At 71.4% G+C, this 17,188-nt stretch carries 15 protein-coding genes; 8 read left to right on the top strand and 7 right to left on the bottom strand.

Annotation, left to right across the window (positions count from 1 at the left end; genetic code table 11):
• Positions 1-119: 119 nt before the first annotated feature.
• From ACIQ8J_RS05655 to ACIQ8J_RS05640, 4 genes are all read right to left on the bottom strand, one after another.
• On the bottom strand, positions 120-1,601 hold the full coding sequence (locus ACIQ8J_RS05655; protein WP_403267608.1) for a GntP family permease: 1,482 nt from the start codon (positions 1,599-1,601) through the stop codon (positions 120-122).
• 135 nt (positions 1,602-1,736) lie between these two features.
• Positions 1,737-2,150 carry a RidA family protein gene (locus ACIQ8J_RS05650; RefSeq protein WP_403267611.1) on the bottom strand — a complete coding sequence of 138 codons (414 nt, stop codon included), beginning with the start codon at positions 2,148-2,150 and terminating at the stop codon, positions 1,737-1,739.
• Positions 2,147-2,920: an IclR family transcriptional regulator gene (locus ACIQ8J_RS05645; protein ID WP_403267614.1), complete on the bottom strand. Its 774-nt coding sequence runs from the start codon at positions 2,918-2,920 to the stop codon at positions 2,147-2,149. The genes ACIQ8J_RS05650 and ACIQ8J_RS05645 overlap by 4 nt, the downstream gene beginning before the upstream one ends.
• Positions 2,917-4,125: a sugar kinase gene (locus ACIQ8J_RS05640; RefSeq protein WP_403267617.1), complete on the bottom strand. Its 1,209-nt coding sequence runs from the start codon at positions 4,123-4,125 to the stop codon at positions 2,917-2,919. Before ACIQ8J_RS05640 ends, ACIQ8J_RS05645 begins: the two co-directional genes overlap by 4 nt.
• Before the next feature lie 136 nt (positions 4,126-4,261).
• Between ACIQ8J_RS05640 and ACIQ8J_RS05635 the strand changes: the two genes are divergently transcribed.
• Positions 4,262-5,554 (top strand): amino acid deaminase, encoded by a 1,293-nt coding sequence (locus ACIQ8J_RS05635; protein ID WP_403267619.1) that lies wholly within the window; start codon positions 4,262-4,264, stop codon positions 5,552-5,554.
• A gap of 624 nt (positions 5,555-6,178) precedes the next feature.
• Positions 6,179-7,780 carry an amidohydrolase family protein gene (locus tag ACIQ8J_RS05630; protein ID WP_403267622.1) on the top strand — a complete coding sequence of 534 codons (1,602 nt, stop codon included), beginning with the start codon at positions 6,179-6,181 and terminating at the stop codon, positions 7,778-7,780.
• On the opposite strand, the gene ACIQ8J_RS05625 is transcribed toward ACIQ8J_RS05630, so the two are convergent.
• Both ACIQ8J_RS05625 and ACIQ8J_RS05620 read right to left on the bottom strand, forming a co-directional pair.
• Positions 7,710-8,060 carry an alkyl sulfatase dimerization domain-containing protein gene (locus ACIQ8J_RS05625; RefSeq protein WP_403267625.1) on the bottom strand — a complete coding sequence of 117 codons (351 nt, stop codon included), beginning with the start codon at positions 8,058-8,060 and terminating at the stop codon, positions 7,710-7,712. The two genes, ACIQ8J_RS05630 and ACIQ8J_RS05625, sit on opposite strands and share 71 nt — an antisense overlap.
• Before the next feature lie 137 nt (positions 8,061-8,197).
• A complete protein-coding gene (locus ACIQ8J_RS05620) occupies positions 8,198-9,637 on the bottom strand; it encodes a cellulase family glycosylhydrolase (protein WP_403267628.1) in 1,440 nt (479 codons plus the stop codon).
• Positions 9,638-9,745: 108 nt separating this feature from the next.
• Here ACIQ8J_RS05620 and ACIQ8J_RS05615 point away from each other — a divergent pair, with 108 nt between their 5' ends.
• From ACIQ8J_RS05615 to ACIQ8J_RS05600, 4 genes are all read left to right on the top strand, one after another.
• On the top strand, positions 9,746-10,303 hold the full coding sequence (locus ACIQ8J_RS05615) for a hypothetical protein (RefSeq protein WP_403267631.1): 558 nt from the start codon (positions 9,746-9,748) through the stop codon (positions 10,301-10,303).
• Positions 10,304-10,535: 232 nt separating this feature from the next.
• On the top strand, positions 10,536-11,747 hold the full coding sequence (locus ACIQ8J_RS05610; RefSeq protein ID WP_403267634.1) for a pyridoxal phosphate-dependent aminotransferase: 1,212 nt from the start codon (positions 10,536-10,538) through the stop codon (positions 11,745-11,747).
• A gap of 103 nt (positions 11,748-11,850) precedes the next feature.
• Entirely contained in the window at positions 11,851-12,234 is a 384-nt protein-coding gene (locus tag ACIQ8J_RS05605) for a hypothetical protein (RefSeq protein ID WP_403267636.1), read from the top strand.
• A gap of 150 nt (positions 12,235-12,384) precedes the next feature.
• Complete coding sequence (locus tag ACIQ8J_RS05600) at positions 12,385-13,398, top strand: YdcF family protein (RefSeq protein WP_403267639.1); 1,014 nt, start codon at positions 12,385-12,387, stop codon at positions 13,396-13,398.
• A gap of 192 nt (positions 13,399-13,590) precedes the next feature.
• Here the strand turns inward: ACIQ8J_RS05600 and ACIQ8J_RS05595 are convergent, their stop codons facing one another.
• On the bottom strand, positions 13,591-15,414 hold the full coding sequence (locus ACIQ8J_RS05595) for a phosphoenolpyruvate carboxykinase (GTP) (protein WP_403267642.1): 1,824 nt from the start codon (positions 15,412-15,414) through the stop codon (positions 13,591-13,593).
• Between the two features lie 297 nt (positions 15,415-15,711).
• On the opposite strand from ACIQ8J_RS05595, the gene ACIQ8J_RS05590 reads away from it, so the two are divergent.
• Both ACIQ8J_RS05590 and ACIQ8J_RS05585 read left to right on the top strand, forming a co-directional pair.
• Positions 15,712-16,392: a hemolysin III family protein gene (locus tag ACIQ8J_RS05590; RefSeq protein WP_403267644.1), complete on the top strand. Its 681-nt coding sequence runs from the start codon at positions 15,712-15,714 to the stop codon at positions 16,390-16,392.
• Positions 16,393-16,467: 75 nt separating this feature from the next.
• The gene (locus tag ACIQ8J_RS05585) at positions 16,468-17,133 is read left to right on the top strand and encodes a TetR/AcrR family transcriptional regulator (protein ID WP_403267646.1); all 666 of its coding nucleotides are present in this window, start codon (positions 16,468-16,470) and stop codon (positions 17,131-17,133) included.
• Positions 17,134-17,188: the final 55 nt, after the last annotated feature.

Raw genomic sequence — 17,188 nt, 5'->3', positions numbered from 1 at the left:
TGCCGAAGATCTTTCGGCTTGTCATGGGCATCGTCATTCTTGGTGCCGCCACCCCAACGGACAAGTGGGCATGCGAAGTTGAGGGCATCAAAATCGCGGACGCCGGGAGTCCGGGCCCCCTAGATCAGCAGGCTGAGCAGCGCCGCCACCGCGAAGCCCGCGACCGACAGGACCGTTTCCAGGACCGTCCAGGACTTCAGGGTGTCGCGTTCGCTGATGCCGAAGTACTTGGCCACCATCCAGAAGCCGCCGTCGTTCACGTGCGAGGCGAAGATCGAGCCCGCCGAGATCGCCATGATGATCAGGGCGAGGTGGGCCTGCGAGTAGCCGCCGCCCTCCACCAGCGGGACCACGATGCCGGCCGTCGTGACGATCGCCACCGTCGCCGAGCCCTGGGCGACCCGGAGCACGACGGAGATCAGCCAGGCGAGCAGGATGATCGGCAGGCCCACGTCGTTGAAGGTCTTGGCCAGCGCGTCCGCGATGCCGGACGCCTTGAGCACCGCGCCGAAGACCCCGCCCGCACCGACCACGAGCAGGATGTTGCCGACCGGCTTCAGCGAGGCGGTCGACACCGTCTCCAGCGACTTGCGGGACCAGCCGCGCCGGATGCCGAGCAGGTAGTACGCGAGGAACAGCGCGATGGTCAGGGCCACGAACGGGTTGCCGAAGAACTCCAGGACCGAGCGGAGGGTGGAGAGGTACAGGGCGATCGAGGAGAAGGTGGCGGCCAGGATCAGGATCAGCGGCGTACCGATGATGGCGAGGACCGCGCCGAGCGGCACCGGCGTCTCCCGCGGGGCGACCCCGGCGGCCCGCTGCTCGGCGGCGACCGCGGCCTTCGCCTCCTCGGCGGCCTCCACCATGTCCTGCGGTACGGCCACGAAGATGCGCTTGCCGATCCAGGCGGCGTACGCCCACGCGGCGAGGACGGACGGGATGCCGACGAGGGCGCCCATGAGGATGACCCAGCCGAGCGAGACGTGGAAGAGACCGGCGGCGGCCACCGGGCCCGGGTGCGGCGGCAGGAAAGCGTGGGTCATCGACAGGCCCGCGAGCAGCGGCATGCAGTACAGCAGGATCGACTTGCCCGACCTCTTGGCGGCGGCGTAAACGATCGGCGCGAGGACGAAGATGCCGACGTCGAAGAAGACCGGGATGCCGAAGATGAGACCGGTCAGGCCCATCGCCAGGGGCGCCCGCCGCTCGTCGAACAGACGGAGCAGCCGGGCGCTCAACACCTCGGCGCCACCGCTGACTTCGAGGATCGCGCCGAGCATGGTGCCAAGCCCGATGATGATCGCGACGTGTCCGAGGATGCCGCCCATGCCGCTCTCGACGGTGGAGACGGCGGCGGACCTCTGGACCGTACCGAAGAGCTCGGTGACCGAGAGGCCCGCGCCGAGGCCGACGGCTATGGAGACGGCGAGCAGGGCCACGAAGGGCTGGAGCCGGACCTTGATGATCAGGAAGAGGAGGAGGGCGATACCGAGGGCGGCGACGGTCAGCAGTCCGGCGGTGCCGCCGACGAGGGGGAGGATGCCGCCGGTGTGGACGGGTCCGGATGGTGGGGCGGCGGCCGCGGTGACGAGGAACGACATGGGCTGACTCCGTTGTCGGGCAGGGTGGTTCCAGGGCAGGGGGGACCGCGGCACGGCACCCCGGCGGTCCGGGGCGCCGCACCGTGCGGCGGGTCGAGCGGTGGGTCGAGCGGTGGGGCTAAGGGCAGCAAGGAGTTACGCGTCCAGTACGGCGAGGGCGTCGATCTCGATGAGGAGGCCCTTGGGCAGACCGACGTAGACGGTGGTGCGGGCGGCGGCCGGGGCCTTGAGGCCCTGCTCCTCGAAGTACGCGTTGTAGATCTGGTTCATCTCGGCGAAGTGGTCCACGTCGGTGAGGTAGACGCGCATCATCATCACGTCGTCCCAGCTCGCGCCGCCCTCCGCCAGGATCGCCTTGACGTTGGCGAAGGTCTGGAGGGTCTGCTCGCGCAGGGTGGGCCCGGCCGGGGTGGGCGCCTGTCCCTCCACCGCCGGAAGGAACCCGACCTGGCCGGCGACCTGAAGGATGTTGCCCTTCTTGACCCCGTGGGAGAACTTGGCGGGCGGGGTGGTGTGCGTGGACGGGGTGATGGCGATCTTCTCGGTCATGAACTCGCTTCCTCATCAAGGGTGTTGGCGGGGCTTCCGGAGTACTCGCGGCTGATGGCTTCGGCCGTGCGGCGCACCTGCGGGAGGAGGGTGAGGAGTTCCTCGGCGGTGACGACGACGTTCGGCGCGGAGACCGACATGGCGGCGACGACCCGGCCGTCCGCGCCGCGGACGGGGGCCGCGACGCAGTTGATGGACTCCTCGTGGCCACCGAGGTCGGTGGCCCAGCCCTGTTCGCGCACCGCGGCCAGCTCCTTGAGGAAGGCGCCGGCGTTGGGCGTCGAACGGGACGTGTAGGTGGGGTAGTCGAGCTTCTCCGCGACGGCGCGGCGCTCGGCCTCGGGCAGGTCGGCGAGGAGCAGTTTCGCGACCGCGGCGACGGTGATGGCGACGGGCTTCCCGATCCGGGAGTACATCCGCACCGGGTAGCGGCTCTCCACCTTGTCGATGTAGAGCACCTCGCCCTCCTCGTACACCGCGAGGTGGACGGTGTGCCCGATCCGCTCGTTGAGCGCGACGAGGTGGGGGTGCGCGATCTCGCGTACGTCCAGGTTCTCGACCGCCTCCTGCGCGAGGGCGAAGAGGCGGGCGCCGAGCCGGTAGCGCTGGTCCTCCTGGCGGTAGACGAGGCCGTGCTCGTGCAGGGTGCGCAGGAGCCGCAGGGCGGTGGACTTGTGCACGCCGAGCCGGTCGGCGACCTGCCCGAGGTCGGCGGGGCCCTGGGCGAGCAGCGGCAGGATGCTCAGCGCACGGTCGACGGTCTGGCTCATGACGTACGTACCTCCTGGTCGTCCCCCGTCCAGCCGGGGCCGAGACGCAGTCTCCCCCAGGCGGCGTCATCAAGGCCGGCAAGCCGGTCGGCGTGCGCGCGCGAGGCGGGCGCGGTGAGGTCGCCGGGCACGGTGAGCACGGCGGCGGCCATGAGATGCCCGTGCCGGATCCGCTCCCGCACGGGCAGCCCCCGCAGGGTGGCGGAGAGAAACCCGGCGGCGAAGGCGTCACCGGCGCCGGTGGGGGCGACCACCTCGATACGCAGCGAGGGAGCGAAGTACTCAGCCCCGGGCCCAACAGGCCCAGCCCCTGGAGGTCCCCCCTGGACGCAGTCCTTGGGGGAACTTGAGGGGCGGGAATCCTGGGGCAGCGCCCCCGGCAACGGCCCGCCCCCGGCGCTCACCCCCCGGAGGCCCGCGGCGGAGCCGCTGAGTGTCACAGCGGGAAGGGGCGGGGTGGGGAATTCCTCCCGGGCGAACACGGTCGCCCCCGCGGCTCCCTGCTTGACCACCAGCACCTCCGGCTCGGGCAGCGCACTCCGTACGGCAGCGGCACCGCGCAGCCCCCACGCCGACTCCGCCTCGTCCTCCCCCACGAAGACCACATCCGCGCCCCGGGCCAGTTCGAGCAGCACCCGCGGCCCCGCCGCGTCCCGCCACAGCCCCGGCCGGTGGTTGACGTCGAAGGAGACGAGCGGCCGACCGGCCCGGCGCACGACCAGTTCGCGCATCAGCGCGAGGCAGTCGTCGGAGAGCGCCGCCGTGATCCCGGACAGATGCAGCATCCGCCCGCCCCACAGCTCCCGGTACGGCACCGTCGCCGGCGACATCGCGGAAGCGGCCGACCCGCCCCGGTAGTAGAGGACTTCGTGCCCTCCGGCGGCCCGGTCGTCGGCGGTGCGGAAGTAGATCCCCGTGGGCCGCGCCGGATCCCGTCGCACCGCGCTCACGTCGACCCCGTACGAGCCGATCGCCTCGACCAGATGCTCGCCGAAGCCGTCCGCGCCGACCCGGCTGACCCACTGCGTCCGATGCCCGGCCGCCGCGAGCGCGCAGGCGACATTGGACTCGGCGCCGCCGATCGTCCGCTCGAAGGCGGGGACGTCGGCGAGGCGGCCCGGCCGGGTGGGCAGGAAGGTGACCATGGACTCGCCGAGGCAGACGACATCGACACCGGTGTCGGCGGCTGGGGCTCCGGTGGTCACTGCTGGCTCCTCGCTGGCGGGCGGCCGGGACCGGTCATTGACCGGGCGTTGGCCCGGATGTTAGACAGCATTAAGCGACACGCGCAATGGTCGTTGCACATACTGCAACAACATCCCCGAGGAGGGTGAGGTTTCCGTGGCAGTCACCGATCGCGAACAGCGGGTCCAGAAGCTCAAGGAGCTGGGCGCCGGACGCGTCGACCACCGCTTCAAGGCGCTCCCGCCGGACGCGGAGGGACTCACCGTCGCCGAGCTCGCCGCCGAGCGCCGCAACCTGTTCACCGGCGGCTTCACCACGCCCGTCCTCGCGCTGTCCGCCGAGTCGGTGGAGCACAACCTCGCGCTCCTGGAGACGTACGCCGAGCGCCACGGCCTGGCCTTCGCGCCGCACGGCAAGACGACTATGGCGCCGCAGCTCTTCGACCGCCAGATCGAGCGGGGCGCCTGGGGGATCACCCTCGCGGTGCCCCACCAGGTGCGGGTGGCAAGGGAGTTCGGGACGCAGCGGGTGTTCCTCGCGAACGAGCTGGTCGACCCGGCCGCGCTGCGCTGGATCGCCGGGGAGCTGGAGAGCGACCCGGAGTTCCGCTTCATCTGCTACGTCGACTCCGTACGCGGTGTCGAGCTGATGGACGCGGCGCTGCGGGGCGCGGCCCGGCCGGTGGACGTGGTGGTGGAACTCGCCGCGGGCGAGGGGGCGCGCACCGGGGTCCGTACGGCCGAGGAGTGCGCGGCGGTCGCGGACGCGGTGGCGGGCGTCGGCACGCTGCGCCTGGTCGGGGTCGCGGGGTACGAGGGCGAGGTGCCGCAGGCCGATCCCGAGCGGGTACGGGCCTACCTCGACCGCCTGGTCTCGCTGGTGGTGGACTTCGACCGGGCGGGACGGTTCGCCGGGCTTGCGGAGATCGTGCTGAGCGCGGGCGGCTCGGCGTGGTTCGACACGGTGGCGGAGTCCTTCGCGGCCGTCCCCGAACTCTCCCTGCCCGTACTGAAGTTGCTGCGCTCGGGTGCGTACGTCTCGCACGACTCAGGGCACTACCGGAAGCTGACCCCCTTCAACCGGGTCCCCGGCGAGGGCGCGCTGGAGCCCGCCTTCCGGCTCTGGGCCCAGGTCGTCTCCCGGCCCTCCGCCACGCAGGCCTTCGTGAACGCGGGCAAGCGGGACGCGGCGTACGACCTGGATCTGCCCGAGGCGCAGGTCGTACGCGACGCGGTGACGGGCGCTGTCCGTGCGGCGTCCGGGATCGCGGTGACGGGGCTGTCCGACCAGCACGGGTGGCTTCGCACGGAGGAGGGGGTTGTGCTGTCGGTGGGTGACTGGGTGGGGCTGGGGCTTTCGCATCCGTGCACGGTGTTCGACAAGTGGCAGCTGATTCCGTTGGTCGAGCGGGATGGGACGGTGTCGGATTACATCCGCACGTTCTTCTGAGCCGGGGGGGGTTGCCCACCCACCCACCCGTGACACGGGGTTGCAAGGCCCCGGCCCCTCCTGGGGCTCCGCCCCAGACCCCGGGGGGGGTGCCCACCCACCCGCCCGTGACTCGGGGTTGGGAAGCCCCGGCCCCTGGGGCTGCGCCCCAGACCCCCTGAGGGGCTCCGCCCCTCGAACCCTGGCGGGGCTCCGCCCCTGCACCCCCTCGGGGGCTCCGCCCCGGACCCCCGGGGGGTGCCCACCCACCCGCCCGTTGCTCAGGGTTGAGAACGCCAAGCCCCGGGGCTGCGCCCCAGACCCCCCTGGGGGCTTCGCCCCCTTACCCCCACGAGGGGCTCCGCCCCTCGACCCCGACGGGCCCCCGCCCCGGACCCCGCTCCTCGAACGCCGGAGGGGCTTGATGTACCCCAGCCCCCTCAGCCGGGGATCCGGGGCGCGACCTTGGAGCGGAGTTTGGGGGCGGCCCCCAGGTGGGGTCCGGGGCGGAGCCCCGGGAGAAGGCTCCTTCCTCCCGGCGCAGCCCCCGGAGAAGCCCCCTTCCCCCCCCCACCCCCGGCGGGTTGAGGGAAGGGGCGGGGAGGGGCACAAAAGACCCGCACCACGGAGAGAGGCAGCCACCCCATGGACCTACTCATCAAGCGCACCCGCGTCATCGACGGCACCGCCGCCCCCTCCTACCCCGCCGAACTCCGCATCGAGAACGGCCGGATCGCCGCAATCCGGCGTCCCGGCGAACCCCCGCTCACCGCCACCCGTACCCTCGACGCCCACGGCCTCGTCCTCGCCCCCGGGTTCATCGACATGCACGCCCACTCCGACCTCGCCCTGCTCCGCGACCCGGACCACAGTGCGAAGGCCGCCCAGGGGGTGACCCTGGAGGTCCTCGGGCAGGACGGGCTCTCCTACGCGCCCGCCGACGACCGCACGCTCGCCGAGGTCCGCAGGGCCATCACCGGCTGGAACGGCGACGGCAGCGACATCGACTTCGACTGGCGCACCGTCGGCCAATACCTCGACCGGCTCGACCGGGGCATCGCCGTCAACGCCGCCTACCTCATCCCGCAGGGCACCGTGCGGATGTACGCCGTCGGCTGGGACGACCGGCCCGCGACGCCCCAAGAGCTCGACCGCATGCGCCAGTTGGTGGCGGAGGGCATGGAGCAGGGCGCGGTCGGGATGTCGTCCGGGCTGACCTACACCCCGGGCATGTACGCCCCTGACGCCGAGCTCACCGAGCTGTGCCGGGTCGTCGCGCGCTACGACGGCTATTACTGCCCTCACCATCGCTCCTACGGCGCGGGCGCCCTCGACGCGTACGAGGAGATGGTCACGCTCGCCCGGGACGCCGGCTGCGCGCTGCACCTCGCCCACGCCACCATGAACTTCGGCGTGAACAAGGGCCGGGCACCCGAACTGCTCGCGCTGCTCGACAGGGCGCTGGCCGCCGGGGCGGACATCACGCTCGACACGTATCCGTACACCCCGGGGTGTACGACCCTCGTGGCCATGCTGCCCAGTTGGGCCGGTGCGGGCGGGCCCGAGGCCGTTCTCGCGCGGCTCCGGGACGACGAGACCGCCGAGCGCATCCGGCACCACATGGAGGTCGTCGGTGCGGACGGGTGTCACGGCGTGCCCATCGACTGGGGCACCATCGAGATCTCCGGCGTCAGCGATCCCGGGCTCGCGGGCTGTGTCGGCAGGACCGTCGCCGAGTCCGCCGCCCGGCGCGGCGAGTCCCCCTGGGCCACCGCGCGCCGGCTGCTCATCGACGACGGTCTCGGCTCGACCATCCTCCAGCACGTCGGGCACGAGGAGAACGTGCGGGCGATCATGCGGCATCCGGTGCACACCGGCGGCAGCGACGGGATCCTCCAAGGGGACAAGCCGCACCCGCGCGCCTACGGCACGTTCCCGCACTATCTCGGGCGATACGCAAGGGAGTTGGGGGTCCTGCCGCTTGAGGAGATGGTGGCTCACCTCACCGGCCGGCCGGCCGCCCGGCTGCGGCTGCCCGACCGGGGGCTCGTCCGCGAGGGCTACCGCGCCGACCTCGTCCTCTTCGACCCGGACACGGTCGCCGCGGGCTCCACCTTCGAGGCGCCGCGCACGCTGCCGACCGGCGTTCCGTACGTGCTGATCGACGGGAAGTTCGTCATCGAGGACGGCAGGCGGACCGGCGTACTGGCGGGCCGCTCGGTACGGCGTACGGCCGGGGCGCGCTGAGGGCCGCGGTGGAGAGCGCGCGGGCCGCCGTCAGGTAGACGGTGCGCAGGGGGCCGTAGTCGGCGGAGTAGGCGAGCTGGGTGAGCGCCAGGGCCTGGAGGGCCTTCGCGCTGCGCAGCGTCCCGGCGGGCACGGCGGCCGGGTCGACGGCGGCTCCGACCACGTGGTCGAGCAGCTCGATCACCCTGTCGTAGCGCGGAGCCGGCGCGTCGTACTCGCGCTGCGCGGCGGCCAGCAGCTCCCGCCAGCGCAGCCGTCCACGGGCCCGGTCGGTCGTCACGACTGCCTCCTCGGGAGCGTGCGGGACGGACGGCAGCACGCTAGGAACAGCCCGCCGCCCGACACAACACCGCGATGGCGGACATGGCTCAATACGTCCCCGTGGCCTTCTCGACAGCCTGGGCACGACCTTTTCGGTCACGTCCTCGGGTGGATTCTCACCGTCGTTCCCTGCGGCCCTCCGCCGCCCGAAGTGACGTGCAGAATGCGGGACTTGGGGTCCCACACCCCCGCCCTTCCACCGTCCACCACGCCTCCTCGCGGGAAGTAGCGGGCGGGCAGGTACACCTCGGTGTCGCCGCGTACGCCCTCCCTCGGACGCCAGCTCACCGACAGGGTGCGGCCCGGCTCGTCCCAGGCGTACGAGACCGGGTCTCCGGCGATCGCCCTCGGTGCGGGCCGGTCGAGGACGGGGAGCAGCGGGGTCGGCCTGAGGTTCTGGTCCCAAGGGGCCCAGGATCCCGGGTCGTTGGACCAGTACGCGGTGCCCGCCCCCATGCCCTCGGCCATCGCCCGAACCTTGGCGACGTAGCGCAGGGCGCCGGGCAGCGTGACGTCGAGTCCGTACTCTCCGATGAGGACGGGGGCGCCGAGCCGGCGGGCGGTCTTCTCGGTCTGCTCGCGCCAGGAGCCGAGCGTACGGTCCACCCACTTCCCGGCGTCCCCGGTGTAGCCGCCGCCGAGGTCCATGGGGAGGGGGTAGAGGTGCGGCGCGTAGCCGATCCGCGCCTTCTCCCCGTCGCCGCGCGGGTCCCTGAGATACGGAAGTCCGCTCGGCAGGCCCCAGTTGGCGCTGACGGCCTCGGGCTCCACGAAGATCCAGGAGTCGGCGTCGACCCTGCGGATCGCGGTGATGGTCTGCCGGTAGAGGGCGGCGAGCGGGCCCGCCTCGAAGGCGGGTCCCTGGACGCTGCCGCCGAAGGGCTCGTTCATCAGGTCGTAGCCGAGGACGGCGGGGTCGCCGGCGAAGCGGTGGGCGACATGGGCCCAGGCGGCGGCGTAGTGCCCGCGCAGATCGCGGCTCGCCGCGCGGTTGTCCCAGAAGTTGTCGAAGGCCCGCACCGTCCCCGGCTCGATGTACTTGAGCTCCCACTGTCCCCGCTCGGCGACCGGCAGCCCCTCCGCCTCGGTCGCCCAGGCGGGCGCGCCGTTGCCCTTGACGGCGGGGCCGTAGACGTCCTGGTGCATGTCGAGCATCACGTGGCAGCCGCGCGCCCCGTACCAGCGCACGCGCTCGGCGATCCGCGCGAGGTAGGTGTCGTCGTACTCCCCCGGTCGCGGCTCCACGTTCCGCCACTGGATGAGCAGGCGGACGAAATCGGAGCCGAGCTGGTCCGTTTCGCGCTGTACGTCGGCCTCCTTGATCCAAGGGAGGCCGTCCGGGCGGGACTTGGCGCTGCTGGCGGTGTTCAGTCCGTTCAGGACGAGGGCGCGGCCCTGGTCGTCGGTGATCCAGCGGTGACCGGCGGCCGTGCGTACGGGACCGGCCCGCGGGGGCCCGACCGCCACCAGGAGCGCGGCGGCCACCGCCACGACCGCACCCGCAACCGTCCACCTGACCGCCCGCCCTCGCCGCATGGCCGGACCCTAGACGCTCCCTCCGTCATCCAACACCCCTGCTCACACTCATAGTTGAGAATTGTTCAGCATCTTCTCAACGGCTGTCGGGTGCCCTAGGGTCCGGCCATGCGTCCGCCCAGAATCGAGGCGGCGGTGGCCGCCGTCGCCGGGGTCTGCCTGCTGCTCGCGCTGCTCCTCGGGCTCACTCCGGTGCTGACCGCGTTCACCGCGCACGAGGGGACGACCCTGGTGCCGAGCGCCCTGGGGGTGCCGTTCGCGCTGCCCGCCCTGCGCGTGGTGCCGCTGGGCAGTACGGGGTGGACGCGGCTGCTCTGCGAGGACTTCGCGGTGGCGGTCCTGGTGACCGTGGCCGCCGTACGCATGCGCCGCCACCTGCGCCTGCACCCGGACGCGAGCCGCCTGCGCCGGCTCCTGGCAGGCTGGACGGCCCTGATCGCCGGCGCGGCGACGGCAGGGGCATGGCGCGGCCTGGTCACGGCCAGGATGGTCGAGTCGGGCCCAGAGGGCTGGATCGGCTATGGGGTGGTGGGGGTGGTGTTCGGGCTGGTGTGGGGGTTGATGTTGGGGTGGTCGGCGGGGGTCGCGGTACTGGCTGTTTCCATCAGGCAAGTCCCGCACCATGAAAACTCTGAGCCCCAAAAACCCAGCCCCTCCGGCGCTTGAGGAGCGGGGGTCTGGGGGCAGAGCCCCCGGTTCGGGAGGGGCCGGGGTGGGGAAAATCTCACCCCCCAGGCACCCGCACCCAACATCCAAGCCCCACCACCCCCACCACCCACCCTTCCCCCGCCCCGAAGGCAACCCGCACATTGCGATGGAAGCCGCCGCGAACCGCCCCGCACGCCCGCCCGGCGTAAAGGCGAGGCGACCCGCGAAACGCGCCCGTAAGGTGGCGGTCATGCAGGTGATCCAGTCGACGAAGCTCGCCAATGTCTGTTACGAGATCCGGGGCCCGGTGCTCGAAGAAGCCATGCGCCTGGAGGCGCAGGGCCACCGCATCCTGAAGCTGAACACGGGCAACCCGGCGGCGTTCGGCTTCGAGTGCCCGCCGGAGATCCTGGAGGACATCCTCCGCAACCTGTCGGGCGCGCACGGGTACGGCGACGCGAAGGGCCTGCTGTCGGCGCGCCGCGCGGTGATGCAGCACTACCAGACCAAGGGCATCGAGCTCGACGTCGAGGACGTCTACCTGGGCAACGGCGTCTCCGAGCTGATCCAGATGTCGATGCAGGCCCTGCTCGACGACGGCGACGAGGTGCTGGTCCCGGCGCCGGACTACCCGCTGTGGACCGCGTCCGTCTCCCTCGCGGGCGGCACCGCCGTGCACTACCGCTGCGACGAGCAGGCCGACTGGATGCCGGACCTCGCCGACATCGAGCGCAAGATCACCGACCGCACCAAGGCCATCGTCATCATCAACCCGAACAACCCGACGGGTGCGGTGTACGACGAGGAGATGCTGCGCGGCCTCACCGAGATCGCCCGGCGGCACAACCTGGTCGTCTGCTCGGACGAGATCTACGACCGCATCCTGTTCGACGGGGCGACGCACACCCCGACCGCGGTGATCGCGCCCGACCTGATGGTCCTCACCTTCAACGGCCTCTCGAAGAACTACCGGGTGGCCGGCTACCGCTCCGGCTGGCTGGCGGTGTGCGGGCCGACGGCCCACGCGTCCTCGTACATCGAGGGTCTGACCATCCTCGCCAACATGCGGCTGTGCGCGAACATGCCGTCCCAGCACGCGGTGGCCACCGCGCTCGGCGGGCGGCAGTCGATCGAGCAGCTGGTGCTGCCGGGCGGGCGGCTCCTGGAGCAGCGGGACACGGCGTACGAGCTGCTCACCCAGATCCCGGGCGTCACCTGCGTGAAGCCGAAGGGCGCGCTGTACCTCTTCCCGCGGCTCGACCCGGCCGTATACAAGGTCAAGGACGACCGGCAGATGGTCCTCGACCTGCTCCGGGCCGAAAAGATCATGGTGGTCCACGGGACCGGCTTCAACTGGCCCGAGCCCGACCACTTCCGGATCGTGACCCTGCCGTCCACGAAGGATCTGGCGGACGCGGTGACCCGGATCGGGAAGTTCCTGGACGGCTACAGCCAGATGTAGCCGGTCAGCCGCGACCCGGCATCGAGCGATCCTCTAGCCCTGACTCAACTTTAGACAGAATCTAAGCTAGGATGGCTTCCTGAGACACCCAGGAGGCCATCCCATGTACGAACCGATCCGCACCAAGTCGGTCCACACGGTGGCCGCCGACAGCGCACCGCTCCCGCACCGCTCCCGCGAGGACGAGCTGGACATCCAGCTCGCCGGGCACCTCTCGGCGCTGCTCGCCGTCACCGACGAGCTCGGGCTCACCGAAGCCGGGGACGCCATCGCGCGCCAGGTCGCCCGGCTGCGCGGCGGTCTGCCGCCGGTCCGCCACGCCGGGCTCAGCCGCGCCGACGCCGACGCCCTGCACACCCGCGCCCACGCCCTCGCGGGCCGCGCCCTCGTGGTCGCCGCCTCGCGCGCCGACACCGCCGTCGCGATCCTGGCGGCCGAGCGCATGGACGCGCACGCCGCGGCCCGACCCCTCACCGCCGCCTCCTGAGCGGCCCCCGACCGGCCCCGGTCCGCGAGCCGCGGAGGTCCGCGGACCGGGTGCCCCTCTTCGGCAACGACGCCACCCGCACCGGGTTCTGACGATCCATCAGATCAGCTCGTGGCGCAGGCCACCCCCGCCGCTGCCTACCATATGGGCGTGTTCGCCTATGCCCTCGCGGCCCTGTTCCTCCTCCTGTTCGGCATCGGCGTCCTGCGTGACCGCCGCCGCTTCAGCAACGCCGTCTACCTCGGCCTCGCCGTCGTCTTCCTGACCTTCGCCCTGCTCGAACTGGTCAGTGACACGAGCGGGCCCGCCCACCCCTTCCTGAAGTGGGTCACGGTCGCCGTCCTCCTCGTCCCGGTCCTCGGCGCGTTCGTCCTGCCCTTCTTCCTCCTCGCCAACGGCGTGAAGATGATCCGCAAGGAGGGGCGCAGCCCGGCCAACCTGCTGTCCTTCCTCGCCGGGCTCGGCATCTTCGGCCTCATCGCGCTGCTCCTCGCCGCGGCGGCCAGCGGCTCGCGCACGCTCGGGGCCATCGCCGCCACGCTGCTGCTGATCGTCGGCTACGTGTCGTTCCTGTTCTTCTGCTTCATCGGGTACGCCTTCCTGTACGGGCGCCTCCAGCCGCGCCGGAACGTCGACTACGTGGTCGTCCTCGGCTCCGGGCTCATCGGCGGCAGCCGGGTGCCGCCGCTGCTGGCCAGCCGGCTGGAACGGGGGCGCCGGGTGTACGAGTCCCAAGTGGCCCTGGGCAACCGGCCGTTGCTCATCACCTCCGGCGGCCAGGGACCCGACGAGAACCTCCCCGAATCCCACGCCATGGCCGACTACCTGACCTCCCGCGGGTTCCCGGACGACCGCATCCTGCGCGAGGACCGGTCCCGTACGACCGAGGAGAACCTGCGCTACAGCGCGGCGCTGATGTCCGCCGGGTCGCCCGGCTACACGTGTGTGATCGTGACCAACAACTTCCACGCGTTCCGGGCGGCGTTGACGGCGCGCAGGACGGGGGTCAACGGGCAGGTCGTGGGGGCGGCCACGGCGGCGTACTTCTGGCCCAGCGCGACGATCCGCGAGTTCGCGGCGGTGTTCCTCGCGCACAAGGGCGTCAACTTCACGGTCTGCGCCGTACTGGCGGTCCTGGGCACGCTGCCCTGGCTGCTGCGCTGAGGACCCGCGCCCGGAAAAGCGACCGGCCCCCGGAGCCGTGAGGGGGCTCCGGGGGCCGGTGGGCACGCGGCGGGTCGAGGGTGACCCCACAGGTCAGGGCGGATGTCGGACCGACCCGCCGCGAGGACCCCCGGCCCGGCCGGCCAGGACAGGCGGCCGGCCGGGCCGGGGGGTGTTCGGGGGCGGGGCGGCTCAGCCCAGGCGGGAGACCAGGGCGCGGTACTCGTCCCACAGCTCCTTCGGCGTGTGGTCGCCGAAGGTGTTGAGGTGCTCGGGCACCAGTGCCGCCTCCTCGCGCCAGACCTCGTTGTCGACCTTGAGCAGGAAGTCGAGGTCGGCCTCGGGCAGGTCGAGCCCGTCGGTGTCGAGGGACTGCTTCGTCGGCAGGATGCCGATGGGGGTCTCGACGCCCTCGGCCTTGCCTTCGAGGCGCTCCACGATCCACTTCAGGACGCGGCTGTTCTCGCCGAAGCCGGGCCACACGAACTTGCCCGCGTCGTTCTTGCGGAACCAGTTCACGTAGTAGATCTTCGGGAGCTTGGCGGCATCGGCGGTGGCGCCGACCTTGACCCAGTGGGCCATGTAGTCGCCCATGTTGTAGCCGCAGAACGGCAGCATCGCGAACGGGTCGCGGCGCAGTTCGCCGACCTTGCCCTCGGCGGCGGCGGTCTTCTCGGAGGCGACGTTCGCGCCGAGGAAGACACCGTGGTTCCAGTCGAAGGACTCGGTGACCAGCGGCACGGCGGAGGCGCGGCGGCCGCCGAAGAGGATCGCCGAGATCGGCACGCCCTTGGGGTCCTCCCACTCCGGCGCGATGATCGGGCACTGCCCGGCCGGCACGGTGAAGCGGGCGTTGGGGTGGGCGGCCGGGGTGTCGGACGCGGGCGTCCAGTCGTTGCCCTTCCAGTCCGTGAGGTGCGCGGGCGCGGTCTCCGTCATGCCCTCCCACCACACGTCGCCGTCGTCGGTCAGCGCGACGTTGGTGAAGACGGAGTTGCCCCACATCGTCTTCATGGCGTTGGCGTTGGTGTGCTCACCGGTGCCGGGCGCGACTCCGAAGAAACCGGCCTCGGGGTTGATGGCGTACAGCTGGCCGTCCTCGCCGAAGCGCATCCAGGCGATGTCGTCACCGATGGTCTCGACGGTCCAGCCGGGGATCGTCGGCTCCAGCATGGCGAGGTTGGTCTTGCCGCAGGCGCTCGGGAAGGCCGCGGTGACGTACTTGGGCTCGCCCTTCGGCGGGGTCAGCTTGAGGATGAGCATGTGCTCGGCGAGCCAGCCCTCGTCGCGCGCCATCACGGACGCGATGCGCAGCGCGTAGCACTTCTTGCCGAGCAGGGCGTTGCCGCCGTAGCCGGAACCGTACGACCAGATCTCGCGCGACTCGGGGAAGTGCGAGATGTACTTGGTGGAGTTGCAAGGCCACGGCACGTCCGCCTCGCCCTCGGCGAGCGGCGCGCCCAGGGTGTGCACGGCCTTCACGAAGAAGCCGTCGGTGCCGAGCTCGTCGAGGACGCGCTGCCCCATGCGGGTCATGGTGCGCATCGACACGGCGACATAGGCGGAGTCGGTGATCTCGACGCCGATCGCGGAGAGCGGCGAGCCGACCGGGCCCATGCAGAAGGGGACGACGTACATGGTGCGGCCGCGCATCGACCCGCGGAAGACGCCCTTCTCGCCCGCGAAGATCTCCATCATCTCGGCGGGGGCCTTCCAGTGGTTTGTCGGGCCCGCGTCCGCCTCCTTCTCGGAGCAGATGAAGGTGCGGTCCTCGACCCGCGCGACGTCGGACGGGTCCGAGGCGGCGTAGTAGGAGTTGGGGCGCTTGGCCTCGTCGAGCTTCTTGAAGGTGCCCCTGGCGACGAGCTCCCCGCACAGGCGCTCGTACTCGGCCTCGGATCCGTCGCACCAGACCACGCTGTCCGGCTGGGTCAGTTCCGCGATCTCGTTCACCCACGAGATCAGTTCCTGGTGCTTGGTGGGGGCTGAGAAGGGAGCCGCGATATCGCGCGCCACGATCGCTCCTTGGTGAGGGTCTTGGACGGGTTTGACGTACTTCTTCATTGCCGCCCCGTGGGGGCTGCGACCCGGATGCTTGCCCCCTGCTTCCTCTTGGCGCTCATCCGGTGCCGACCGCACTCATCTGATCTTCCGCGTCGTTCGCCCATATGTCCAGGGGGCCTCTCACGTGAGCATCACCACTTACCGCCTTCTTAACTGCCATTTGCCGTTCACTTACCGGACGGCCGGCGGACGTTCCGTAACAGGCCGTACCTATGCGTAACCTACGGGCCCGTAGGTAGCATTCGGACCATGACTGATCAGGTGACGGCACCCGCGATCGACCCGGTGACACAACAGGTGAAGCCAAAGCTGCGGGGCTGGCTGCACGCCGGGATGTTCCCGGCCGTGCTGATCTCGGGCCTGGCCCTGACCGCGCTCGCGGGCTCCACCAGGGCCCGGATCGCGTGCGGGATCTACGTTCTGACCGCCTGTCTGCTCTTCGGGGTCAGCGGCCTGTACCACCGCGGCAACTGGGGACCGCGCGGCGAGGCGATTCTGCGCCGCCTCGACCACGCCAACATCTTCCTGATCATCGCGGGCACCTACACCCCGCTCACCCTGCTCCTGCTGCCCGACTCCACCGGCCGCGTGCTGCTGTGGGCGGTCTGGGCGGCGGCCGCGGCCGGCATCGCCTTCCGGGTGTTCTGGATCGGCGCCCCGCGCTGGCTCTACACCCCCTGCTATCTGGCGATGGGCTGGGCGGCCGTGTTCTTCCTGCCCGACTTCATGCGGGCCGGCGGCATCGCGGTGCTCGTCCTGGTCATCGTGGGCGGGCTGCTCTACAGCGCCGGCGGCGTGATCTACGGGATCAAACGCCCCAACCCCTCACCCCGCTTCTTCGGCTTCCACGAGGTGTTCCACTCGCTGACGCTGGCAGCGTTCGTCGTGCACTACGTGGGCATCTCGCTCGTGGCGTACCAGCACGGATAACTCCCCGGGGCGAATCCGCAGGTCCGCGCCCGGCGGCGGCGCCCCGCGCGGCGGCGATACCCGACAATGACGACCATGGCCGCCACCTCTCGCACCAGCCCCCCGCTCTCCCCCGGCCCGCTCGGCTCGCTCGGTTCCCTGGCCGAGAGCCTCCAGCCGAAGCTGAGCCTGCGGGAACGCAAGAAGATCAAGACCCGCATCGCGATCCGCCGGGCCACCTACCGGCTGATCGCCGAGCAGGGGTACGAGGCCACCACGGTCGAGCAGATCGCGGAGGCGGCGGAGGTCTCCCAGTCCACGGTCTTCCGCTACTTCCCCACCAAGGAAGACATCGTCCTGATCGACGAGTTCGACCCGGTCATGATGGAGAAGCTGCGCGCCCGGCCCGCGTCGGAGCCCCCGCTCGAATCGCTCCGCCAGGTCATCACCGAGGCGGTCCGGCTCGCCCTGCTGCACGACCGCGAGGAGACCGTCCAGCGCACCCGGCTGATGGCGGAGGTGCCCGCGCTGCGGGCCCGCATGATGGAGTCGATGGCCACCACGAGCCAGCAGCTCTGCGCGGTGCTCGCGGAGCGCACCGGCCGCCGGGCGACGGACCTGGAACTCCGGGTCTTCGCGATGGCGACCCTGGGCGCGCTCCACGAGACGACGGTGTACTGGGCCGAGCGGGCCCACGCCGACGACCTGCCGGTCCTGCTCAACGACACCTTGAACGCCCTGGAGTCGGGCCTGCCCCTCTGACCCACCCGCCATTGCCGACGGCTCCGCCCCCGGACCACCGGCCCGCACCCCACCC

Source organism: Streptomyces sp. NPDC094147 (assembly GCF_044764265.1).
In the GTDB taxonomy this organism is placed as follows: Bacteria; Actinomycetota; Actinomycetes; order Streptomycetales; family Streptomycetaceae; genus Streptomyces.
The sequence above is the reverse complement of the archived record's forward strand: the minus strand, read 5'-3'. Positions and strand labels throughout refer to the sequence as shown.